This window comes from Actinosynnema sp. NPDC002837 (genome assembly GCF_040295345.1).
Classification (GTDB): domain Bacteria; phylum Actinomycetota; class Actinomycetes; order Mycobacteriales; family Pseudonocardiaceae; genus Actinosynnema.
Genome location: NZ_JBEOVG010000095.1, coordinates 25,588 through 35,709, shown reverse-complemented (window position 1 = coordinate 35,709; position 10,122 = coordinate 25,588). Strand labels below are relative to the sequence as shown.

Annotated in this window: 8 protein-coding genes, 6 tRNA genes and 1 pseudogene; 10 read left to right on the top strand and 5 right to left on the bottom strand. The window is 73.3% G+C overall.

Going from position 1 to position 10,122, the window contains the following annotated elements; genetic code table 11:
• Positions 1-242 precede the first annotated feature (242 nt).
• The 7 genes from ABTZ99_RS37790 (at position 243) to ABTZ99_RS37760 (ending at position 1,317) form a co-directional block, all read left to right on the top strand.
• Entirely contained in the window at positions 243-383 is a 141-nt protein-coding gene (locus tag ABTZ99_RS37790) for a hypothetical protein (protein WP_498783180.1), read from the top strand.
• A gap of 295 nt (positions 384-678) precedes the next feature.
• Positions 679-751: transfer RNA gene (locus tag ABTZ99_RS37785), tRNA-Leu, on the top strand.
• A gap of 7 nt (positions 752-758) precedes the next feature.
• A tRNA-Gln gene (locus tag ABTZ99_RS37780) sits at positions 759-831 on the top strand.
• Positions 832-850: 19 nt separating this feature from the next.
• Positions 851-923, top strand: a tRNA-Gln gene (locus ABTZ99_RS37775).
• A 26-nt stretch (positions 924-949) separates the two neighbouring features.
• Positions 950-1,020: transfer RNA gene (locus ABTZ99_RS37770), tRNA-OTHER, on the top strand.
• Positions 1,021-1,022: 2 nt separating this feature from the next.
• A tRNA-His gene (locus tag ABTZ99_RS37765) sits at positions 1,023-1,099 on the top strand.
• Between the two features lie 146 nt (positions 1,100-1,245).
• Positions 1,246-1,317: transfer RNA gene (locus ABTZ99_RS37760), tRNA-Cys, on the top strand.
• Between the two features lie 93 nt (positions 1,318-1,410).
• Here ABTZ99_RS37760 and ABTZ99_RS37755 read toward each other — a convergent pair.
• Positions 1,411-1,710 (bottom strand): annotated as a pseudogene (locus tag ABTZ99_RS37755) (transcriptional regulator); the annotation flags it as partial.
• Between the two features lie 162 nt (positions 1,711-1,872).
• Between ABTZ99_RS37755 and ABTZ99_RS37750 the strand changes: the two are divergent.
• Both ABTZ99_RS37750 and ABTZ99_RS37745 read left to right on the top strand, forming a co-directional pair.
• Complete coding sequence (locus tag ABTZ99_RS37750) at positions 1,873-2,226, top strand: nuclear transport factor 2 family protein (protein ID WP_499617921.1); 354 nt, start codon at positions 1,873-1,875, stop codon at positions 2,224-2,226.
• Between the two features lie 157 nt (positions 2,227-2,383).
• Positions 2,384-5,350, top strand: a complete 2,967-nt coding sequence (locus ABTZ99_RS37745) for an AfsR/SARP family transcriptional regulator (RefSeq protein WP_499617920.1) — start codon at positions 2,384-2,386, stop codon at positions 5,348-5,350.
• A gap of 6 nt (positions 5,351-5,356) precedes the next feature.
• Here the strand turns inward: ABTZ99_RS37745 and ABTZ99_RS37740 are convergent, their stop codons facing one another.
• From ABTZ99_RS37740 to ABTZ99_RS37725, 4 genes are all read right to left on the bottom strand, one after another.
• Positions 5,357-5,626, bottom strand: coding sequence for a hypothetical protein (locus tag ABTZ99_RS37740; RefSeq protein ID WP_499617919.1), 270 nt, complete (start codon positions 5,624-5,626; stop codon positions 5,357-5,359).
• A gap of 152 nt (positions 5,627-5,778) precedes the next feature.
• On the bottom strand, positions 5,779-6,744 hold the full coding sequence (locus ABTZ99_RS37735; RefSeq protein ID WP_499617918.1) for a GHMP family kinase ATP-binding protein: 966 nt from the start codon (positions 6,742-6,744) through the stop codon (positions 5,779-5,781).
• A 64-nt stretch (positions 6,745-6,808) separates the two neighbouring features.
• Positions 6,809-7,420, bottom strand: coding sequence for an LOG family protein (locus ABTZ99_RS37730; protein WP_498783189.1), 612 nt, complete (start codon positions 7,418-7,420; stop codon positions 6,809-6,811).
• An 86-nt stretch (positions 7,421-7,506) separates the two neighbouring features.
• Entirely contained in the window at positions 7,507-9,657 is a 2,151-nt protein-coding gene (locus tag ABTZ99_RS37725) for an AfsR/SARP family transcriptional regulator (RefSeq protein ID WP_499617917.1), read from the bottom strand.
• Between the two features lie 187 nt (positions 9,658-9,844).
• Here ABTZ99_RS37725 and ABTZ99_RS37720 point away from each other — a divergent pair, with 187 nt between their 5' ends.
• Entirely contained in the window at positions 9,845-10,075 is a 231-nt protein-coding gene (locus tag ABTZ99_RS37720) for a phosphopantetheine-binding protein (RefSeq protein WP_498783193.1), read from the top strand.
• Positions 10,076-10,122 lie beyond the last annotated feature (47 nt).

Below are 10,122 nucleotides of genomic sequence, written 5' to 3'. Positions count from 1 at the left end.
TCTCCCCCGCCCGCTCTTGCGTAGTGCGCCCCCGGGGCGGGCGGGGGCTGCCCGCGCGGGGGGCGCCCGGCCGGGGGGGGGGGCGCGCCCCCCCCCACACCCCCCGCCGCGGCCCGTGCGGAACAGCCGACCAATAACGGGCGAGTTCCGCCTGCCTTGAGAGCGAGTCAGAAAAAGGGCATTGCCGCAATCCTGGGCGACGTGCATACTTGGACCACGCCGAGAGAAGAAGGGTCGAAACCATGACGAGCACGTGGAAGCGGGGTTCGCAGCGCAGGTGTCAACGCGCCGCGATCGTCGCCGGGTGCCCGTCCTCCGACCAGCAGATGTCGGCGTCGCACTGGCACCACATGCACCTGAGCTGCGCGGACTCCCCGCCCTGACCGGATCCGGTCACGTGGACAGGGAGCCGCCCATCGGGGAACCGATCCGGGCGGCTCTGCTATTTCCCGCACCTGGATCAGTTATCCGTGGTGGCGCGCTTGGGAAGCGGAACGGCCTCCAAAACCGTTGCCCGAGGGTTCGACTCCTTCCGCCACTGCCGAATTCCGCCCATTCCTGGACCGGAATGTTCGTTGACAACTCCACAGCGGAGCAGACATGTATTCACGCGCCTCGCCCTGGCCGGGGAGAGGCGCGCGGCACCGGGCGACCGCGCACGCGGTTCCCGGCGCACCCGCCCTTGTAGCCCAACGGAAGAGGCAACGCGTTCAGGACGCGTCGAGTCCAGGTTCGAATCCTGGTGGGGGCACGCACGATCCCGGTTGGTGTAGTCGGCAGCACGGCGGATTTTGGATCCGTCCAGCCCAGGTTCGAGCCCTGGACCGGGAGCCGCCGAGCACCGGCTCGGTGCCCGTTGGTCCAGTCGGCATGGACACCGCGTTCTGACCGCGGAGACCGAGGTTCGAACCCTCGACGGGCAGCGCAGGAACACCAGGCAGCACGATCACGTCCCGTGGCTCAGCAGGCAGAGCACCCGCCGACCGGCGGAAGGCCCAGGTTCGACTCCTGGCGGGACGGCTGTGACCGAGGCCGAAGCAGACGAGGCGCCAGATTGTGACTCTGGTCGAAGCCGGTGCGAGTCCGGTCGGTCACCCCAACCACCACCGCGCCGGGAGCGCTCGGTGTGGTGGCGACGCGCGTGGCCCGGTGGCCACCCGGAGCTCATATCTCCAGGTTCCCTGGTTCGACCCCAGGACGCGCGACCGGATCGACGGCCCGCCACCGGTGGGCCGACGATCATCCGGCCCACGTCACGACGGTCGTGAGGCGGCCTGCAAAGCCGTCGACTTCCGGGTTCGACTCCCGGGTGGGTCTCGTCACCCTCCTGCTCCGCCGTGGGGTGCGCCATCGTTCCCGGGTCAGAACTCGACCTTGATGTGACGTCCCATCAGGATGCTGCGCTCGGCGCCGACTGCTTCGCGGAGAGCACGGCGAGCAGGCCGACCGCGCGCGCTCGGCCTCGTCGAGCTGCAACGCCCGGCTCACCGCGTCCAGCACGCTCGCCGAGGTGCCGGACAGGTTCCCGCGTTCCAGGCGCACGTAGTGGTCGATGGACACCCCGGCGAGCAGCACCACCTCCTCCCGGCGCAGCCCGGCCACGCGCCGGTTGCCGCCGTAGGCGGGCAGTCCGGCCTGGTCAGGGGTGATGCGCGCCCGCCGCGAGCTGAGGGACTCGCGGACCTCGGCGCGGTGGTCGGGGCGGCCCATGACCCCAGGGCAGGTCGCCGGGACGTGCTGGAGGAGGTAACGCCAGAACCCCGGACGACCGGCGCTCCCCCACGGTCGGGCGACCGATAGCCGGGCAATAGGACGGGGTAAGCGGCGGCGGGCAGGTTGGTCTTGATGGCACAACGAGAGAGGGGGTCGCCGATGAGCGCGGATGCCGGGGTCACGGCGATGGGGATCGACCACGTCCGGCTCAGCTACCTCTACCTCGACCAGGGCGACCTCGACGGGTACGCGTCGCTGTTCGCGGCCGACGCCAGGATCGTGCGGCCCGGTGAGCGGGTGCTGCCCGCCCAGGTCGAGTCCGGGCACGCCGGGCTGAGCGTCGGCAATCACGTGGTGGAGGAGGTGTTCGGCGTCGACGACCGGGTCACCGTGACCGGGCGGCTGACGCACCGGGCGACGGGTCGGGAGGTGGGCTTCGCGGACGTCTTCGCGTTGTCCGAGCACGGCTTGCTGCGGTTCCAGAAGACCTACTTCTTCATCGCGCCGGGGTAGCGGACGGGGTGGTGGCGGCGCGGCCCCGCCGGTGGGACCGACTGCCGAAGGCCCGTTGGTCCTGTCGGACGAGCGGGCCGGTGAGGTTCGAGCACGACGGTGACACCGGCGCTCACCGCGAGTTACCGTGATCACGCGGTCGACTTGGGGAGTAGCAGTGGGTTTGCCAGCGCGATTACCGGAAACCGGTGTGGTCTACCGCGTCCTCGGGCCCCTGCACGTCTCCAGCGGGACCGACGGTGACGTGAAGATCCCGCCGGGGCGGCAGCAGGTGGTGCTCGCCATCCTGCTGCTGGAGGCCAACCGGGTCGTCGGCGTCGACACGCTGGTCGACGCGATCTGGAACGACGCACCGCCCGCGACCGCGCGCACGCAGGTGCAGATCTGCGTGTCGGCGCTGCGCGGCACCCTGATCCGGGCCGGGCGCGGCGAGGCCATCGCCACCAAGCCGCCCGGCTACCTGCTGCGGGTCGCCGAAGGGGAGCTGGACCTGCACCTGTTCGCCAGGTTGACCGCCGACGCCGAGGAGGCGATCCGGGTCGGTGACCGGGTGGTGGCGTCCACGTTGTTGCGCCAGGCCCTCGGGCTGTGGCGCGGGCCCGCGTTGGGCGGCACCACCAGCCGCGCCCTCAACGCCCGCGCGGCCAAGCTGGACGAGGACCGGCTCGCCGCCTTGGAGATGTCGCTGGACCTGGAGCTGGCCGCGGGCCGCCACCACCACCTGGTCGGCGAGATCAGCGCCCTGGTGGCCCAGCACCCGCTGCGGGAACGCCTGCGCGGCCAGCTCATGCTCGCGCTGCACCGGTCGGGGCGGCAGGCCGAGGCGTTGGAGGTGTACCGGGTCGCGCGCGACCTGCTGGTGGACGAGCTCGGCCTGGAGCCGGGTGACGAGCTGCGCCGGCTGGAGGGCGCCATCCTCGCCGGCGACCCCGGCCTGCTGGTCTCGACGCCCGAGCCCGAGGTGCCGGCGCAACGCGCGCCGGAGACCACCGCGCCGTTCCAACTGCCGGCGGACATGGGCGACTTCACCGGTCGCGCCCGGCTGATCGCGCGGGCCGAGGAGCTGCTGACGGGTCCGCAACGCGCGACGCGGGTGCTGGCGCTGGTGGGCAAGCCGGGCGTGGGCAAGAGCGCGTTGGCCGTGCACCTCGCTCATCGCGTGGTGGAGGAGCACTTCCCCGACGGTCAGCTGTACTGCGACCTCGCGGGCACCCGGGCCGCGCCCGCCACGGCGGCCGACGTGCTGGGGCGGTTCCTGCGCGCGTTGGGCATCCCGGGTTCCTCGATCCCCGACGCCGCCGACGAGCGGGCCGAGATGTACCGCCAACTCGTGGCCCGCAAGCGGATGTTGATCGTGCTGGACGACGCGGCGGCCGAGGGCCACGTGCAGGCGTTGCTGCCGGGCAGCGGCACGTGCGCGATGATCGTGACCAGCCGGGCCAGGCTGACCGGTCTGCCCGGTGCGCGGGTGCTCGAGGTCGACGTGCTCGAGCACGACGAGGCGATGGACATGCTGGCCACGGTGATCGGCCCGGAACGGGTGGACGCCGAGCCCGCCGCGGCGACCGCGCTGATCCGGCTGGTCGGCGGGTTGCCGCTGGCGCTGCGGATCGTGGCCGCGCGGCTGGCCGCCCGCCGCCAGTGGTCGTTGGCGTGGATGCTGGAGCGGTTGTCCGACGAACGCCGCCGGCTGGACGAGCTGGCGCACGGCGAGATGGTGGTCCGGGCCAGCCTGGCGCTCACCTACGACGGCCTCGGCCCGGACGCGCGGCGGCTGCTGCGCCTGCTGGGCCTGCTCGACGGCCTGAGCTTCCCCACCTGGGTGGCCGCCGCGCTGCTGGACGCGGACCTGTACCGGGCGGCGGACCTGCTGGAGCTGCTGGTCGACGCGCAGATGCTGGAGATCGTGGCCATCGACCTCGACGGCAGCCCGCGCTACAAGTTCCACGACCTGATCCGGTTGTACGCCCGTGAGCAATTGGAGCGGCACGCCGAGCAGGACGCGCCCGAGGACGCGTTGGCACGGGTGTCGGGCGGTTGGCTCGCGCTGGCCGAGGAGGCGCACGCGCGCATCTACGGCGGTGACTTCACCGTGCTGCACGGTGGTGCGCCGCGCCGTCGACTGCCCCGGTCCTCTGTGGACCGGTTGCTGGCCGACCCGGTGGCGTGGTTGGAGGCGGAGCACCGCAACCTGTGCTCGGCGGTCGAGCTGGCCGCCGCCGGCGACCTGGTCGAGCTGTGCTGGGACCTCGCGGTCACGTTGGTGACGTTGTTCGAGGCGCGCTGCTACTTCGACGACTGGGAGCGCACGCACGAGCGGGCGCTGGCGGTGGTGCGCGCGGCCGGTGACCGGCGGGGCGAGGCGGCGTTGCTGTGCTCGCTGGCGTCGTTGCGGCTGAGCCGGTCGCGCGGGCACGACGTGGCCGACCTGCTTGACCCGGCGCTGGCGCTGTTCGAGGAGCTGGGCGAAGTCCTGGGTGTCGCGATGGTGCGGCGCAACCTGGCGCTGGCGCACCACCGGCGCGGCGACGCGGAGCGGGCCGAGCCGGAGTACCTGGCCGCGCTGGACGGGTTCCGCCAGTCGGGCGACCCGGTGGGGCAGGCGTACGTGCTGACGCAGCTCGCGCAGATCGACGTGCGCAACGGGGCGGAGGAGCAGGCCGGAGGTCGGCTGCGCGAGGCGTTGGGCATCTGCCGGGAGGTCGGCAACCGGCGGGTCGAGGTGCAGGTCCGCTACCGGCTGTGCGACTTGATGGTGCGGCGCGGGGACCACCGGGAGGCCGAAGCGGCGTTGACCGAGCTGCTGGACGGTGTCCGGGAGCTGCACGACATCGTGGGCGAGGCGCGGGTGCTCCACCTGCTCTCGGAGGTGAAGCTGGCGCTGGGCGACGGCGCGGGCGCCGAGGAGCTGCTGCGGCGGGCGCTGGAGGTGCACGAGCGGGCGATGGACCACGCCGGCGCGGCGGAGACGTGCACGGAGCTGGCGTTGGTGCTGGCCGGCCGGGGTGACCGGGTGCAGGCCGCCGACCTGCTGGACCGGGCGATCGCGGTGTTCACCGAGCGGAACATGACCGCGTCCCGGGAGCGCGCCGCTCAGGCGTTGGCGGCGCTCGGGGTGGGCTGAACCGGATCACAGCGCGGTCTGCGTCGGACCCCACGGCGTGTCGTCGGACGTCGGACCCCACGGGGTGTCGTCGGAAGTCGGACCCCACGGGGTGTCGTCGGAGGTCGGGCCCCAAGGGGTGTCGTCGGACGTGGGGCCCCACGGGGTGTCGTCGGAGGCGGTCGTCGTCGGGCCCCAGGGCGTGTCGTCGGCGTGGGCGGCGGTGGCGCCGAGGACCGGGAAGAGCACGATTGCGGCGATCGCGGTGGCGGTGGCGAAGGTCTTGGTGATGTTCATTTCGGGGCCTCTTCCCGGTCGGTTCCTGCTGTTGGAACCGACGTTAGGAATGCTCACCATCGCGGCCTTATCGTGCCGCGATGGAGGCATTATCGCGGCTGAATAGAGATCACCCAGAAGCCGCTCAAACCCACCTTGACCTGCACGTCCATCTAGGCGGCCGTAGTTGCCGCCCCTTTCGCGAATGTGTTGTGGGGCGCGGCGGGACCTGTTCCCGTGGTGCGATCCACCGATACCGGGGCGCCCAGTTCCCGACAAGCCGCGCGAATCTCGTCGACTTTCGCGTCGTGGTCCGGGTCGGTGCGCGACACCAGCACGCCGACCATCGTGCCGCTGTGCGCGACGACCACGCCGAGGGCGTCCGCGTCCCGGCTGATCGCGGTCAGCGGTTCGAGCAGGCGCTTGTGGCAGCGGCGCTGGTTCAGCTCGGCGCTGCGGGTGGCCACCCTTCCGACCGCCGCCAGGTCGCCCCGCGCCAGTGCCGCGGCGACGTCGTCGAGCAGCACGCCGTACTCGCGGCGCTCGGCGGCGGTGATCGCCGGACGGGTGGTGTTGAAGTCCACGGTGTCCACCTGGCCGCCCTCGTCCACGCCGATCACGGTCAGCGGCGGCGGCGCGCCCAGCGCCCGGCACAGCGCCACGCGGCGGTGGTGGAACGCGACGATGCCGGGGTGCATCAGGCCGTCGGTCGGCTCGACGCCGCGCAGCAGCAGTTCGGTCTCCCTCGGTCCCACGACGCGTCCCAGCGCGTCGCCGACCGCCCGCACGGTGGCCACGAGGTCGGCCGAGGAACTGGCCATGCCCTTGCCCTCGGGCAGGTCGCTGGCGATCTCCAGCGTGCCGCCGAACCGACCCGCGCCGAACCGGTCCAGGGCCGACCGCGCGACGAACGCGGACTTCCGCTTGTGCTCGGGCGACACGCGCAGCTCGGACGAGTCCGGGAACAGCGTGATCCGCGCGGTGGACCAGCGGGCGATCGGCAGCGTCACCAGGAAGTCCTCACCCGACCCGGGCAGCGCGCCCTGCAACAGCTCGCCGAAGGTGCCGAAGGACACCCCGGTGCCCTGCCGCACCTCGACCGACGTGCCCCTCCGCGTCGCCGTCATCCCCTTGGTCACGACCCATCACCACCCTGTGCTCGGTTCGTCGTCATGTCGGTCGGTCGTGCCCGGTCGAAGTCGGTCACGGCGTGGGCCTGCCGAGCAGGCGCAGCACGTCGTCGGCGGTGTCGGCCACGTCGAGCATCCTCACCTGGGCGCTGGTGGCGAAGTCGTCCGCCTCCGCCTGCGCCAGCAGCGCCACCAGCGGGTCGAAGAAGCCCCGCCGGTTGACCAGCACGATCGGCCGGGCCAGGCCGCGCGCCTGCTCCAGCGCCATCAGCTCGGCCAGCTCGCGCAGGACCTCCACGCCGCCCGGCAGCACGACGAAGCCGTCGGCGAGCCGGTGCACCAGCTTGATCCGCTCGTCCTCGGTGCGGACGGCTTGCAGCACCGTGCCGCCGACCTTCGGCACACCGCCGCCCAGCGAGGACAGCGGCACCACGTTGTTCACCGGACTGCCCGCGGCGTGCGCGGTGCGCACCAACCGGCCGAGCACGCCGACCGGGGCGCCGCCGCACACCACCCCGAGCCCGACGGCGCCGAACCGCGCGCCCAGCTCGGCGGCGAAGGACAGGTACTGCCCGCCCGCGCCCTCCTCCGTGCCGCACAGCACCCCGACCCGGCGCACCGGCGGGCGCAGGGACAGGTCCAGCACCTCGGCCGTCAGCACCGCAACACCGGCTCGATCCGGCATCGCCACCACCGTCCTCTCCTGTGGGCCGCCGTCCCGCCGAAGCGAAGACGTCGCCGCCATCGATGTCCTATCGCCGGGCACGGCGGTCACCGGCCCGAGGTCGCGGTGCGCAGTGCGCGCGGCTCGGAGGCGCGCGCGGCGGGAAGGGCGAGCACCACGCCCATCCCCCGGTCTTGCGCGCGACGGGGCGCGTGCACCCGTCGTGGCCGCGCGCCCTCGGTCGGCCGTTGCCGCGCGAACGCCACGACCAGGCCGCCGACGTGGCAGGTCAGTCCGCCGTCGGGGGCGCGTTCCAGCTCGAACAGGCCGGCGTCGACCAGTTCGGCGAGCGCGTCGTCGGCCTCGTCGGGGTGGGTGTCCAGCAGCGCGGCGCACAGCGTGCCGGGGAACTCGACCGGTCCGGGTCCGAGCACGCCGATCCGGCGCAGCAGGCGGCGGGCCACCGGGCTCAGGCGGGCGTGCGGGGTTTTCAGCGCCTCTTCGACGTCCCGGGCGAGCTCGCGCCAGCCGTCGCCCGCGGTGAGGCGGGCGGTCTGGGTCGCGACGGGCCAGTGCGGGCGGGCCGCCAGGCGCGCGCCGGCCAGGCGCAGCGCGAGCGGGTCGCCGCGGCACTCCTCGGCCAACCGCAGGACGTCGTCCTGCTGCGCTCCCGCGCGTTCCGCGCCGATCACGGCGGTGACCAGGCGTGCGCCTTCGCCGGCGCTCAGCGGGCCGGTCGTGACGTGCCAGGCGCCCACGAGCGTGGTCAGCCCGCGCCTGCTGGTGACGATGACGGCGCAGGTCGGGCTGCCCGGGAGGAGCGGTGCGACCTGCCGTTCGTCCGCCGCGTCGTCCAGCACGACCAGCACCCTGCGGTCGGCGGTCAGGTCGCGGTAGAGGTCGGTGCGCTCGTCGGTGCTCGGGGGGATCGACGGCTCGGGCACGCCCAGGGCGCGCAGGAAGCGGGCGAGCGCGTGGGCCGGGTCGACGGGGTCGGCGCCCGCGCCGTGGAGCCGGACGAACAGCTGGCCGTCGGGGTAGTCCTCGCGCAACCCGTGGGCCGTGTGCACGGCGAGTGCCGTCTTGCCGCTCCAGGCCCGGCCGCCCACGGCCACCACGCGGGTGCCCGGGTCGGTGGTGGGTGGGGCGAGCAGGTCGCGGACGCGGGTGAGGAGGTCGGTGCGGCCGGTGAAGTCGCGGCTGGTCGGTGGCAGCAGGTGCGGCACGGCGCGGCGGGTGACGGCGCCGGGGCCACGACCGGGGCCGGGGCCGGGGCCTGGATCAAGGCCCGGCATCGAGCCGGGACCGGGGTCGGGAGAGGAGCCGGAGCCGGAGCCGGAGCGAGCGTCCAAGGCGGGACGGGCACGCGAGTCGGGACCTGCACCCGGGCCGGAGCGGACACCGGAACTGGAGCCGACGCCGGAGCCGGAGCGGGTGCCCGAGTCTGGACGGGCGGCGGGGGTGAGGCTGGCGGGGGCGCTGCGATTGGACATCGCGGGGGCGGCGGTGGGGGTCCGGTCGGGGTGGGCGGCGGGGTCGGCGCCGGCGAGGATCGCCCGTTGGACGCGGGACAGCTCCTCCCCCGGCTCCAGGCCGAGCTCGTCGACCAGCAGTCGGCGGCCGTCCTGGTAGACGTCCAGGGCCTCGGCTCGCCGGCCGGCCCCGTGCAGGGCCGTCATCATCTGCGCGCGCAGCCGCTCCCGGAACGGGTTGGCCGCCACCAGTTCCGCCAGTTCCCCGATCAGGTCCGGCCGGGGGCCGAGCGGCAGCTGGACGTCGACGTGCTCCTCCACCACCGAGATCCGCCGGTCGGCGAGCGCGGTCCGGGCCGCGTCGACCAGCGTGCCGTTCACGCCGTCCAGCGGCCGTCCGCGCCACAGCGCCAGCGCCTCCCGGAAGTGCGCCACGGCGGCCCGGGGATCGTCACCGGCGGCGGCGAGGCGGGCGCGGGTCACCAACGCGTCGAACGCCAGCAGGTCGAGCTGGTCCTCCCGGCAGCGGATCAGGTAGCCGGGGGTCTGGCGGACCACGACGTCCGGCAGTCCCGCGCCGTGCAGCGCGCGCCGGATCGCGGACACGCAGATCTGGATCTGCTCACGCGCCGTGGACGGCGGCCTGGTGTCCCACACGGCGTCCACCAGCCGGTCCACCGCGACGACCCGGTTGGCCTGCAACAGCAGCATGGCCAGCACCGCCCGCTGACGCGGCGGGAACGCCAGGCCGGCCGCGTCCAGCGGGCCGAGAATCCGGAAAATCATGTCTGCGAACCCCCGGGTCGATTTCACCGAGCTGCTTGCGGACTGACCTTCGTCGCCCTTTTTATCCCGCCGCTATCGCGGACTTAACGGTCGCCCCGTTGCCCTCGCGATAGCACGGCGATAAGCCGCCTTCTTAGCGTTCCGCTCATCAAGATGCCAGGTGGGACCCTATGCAGGAGGTGGCGGGATGTCCGTCGAAACGATCGGCACAACCGTCCTGGAGGTCTTCCGGGACGTGCTGAAGAACAGCGAGCTCGGCGAGGACACCGATTTCTTCGAGGCCGGCGGTGATTCCCTGCTGGCGATCGACGCGATCCAGCGGATCGGCCAGGACGTCGGCCTCGACCTCGACCCCGTGGTCATCTTCATGTACCCGACGCCGGCGAGCTGCGCCGGCGCCGTCGCGGACCTCGGGTAAGCGCCGATGACCTCCGTCGTCACGGGCCGGCGCCCGCCGGCCCCACA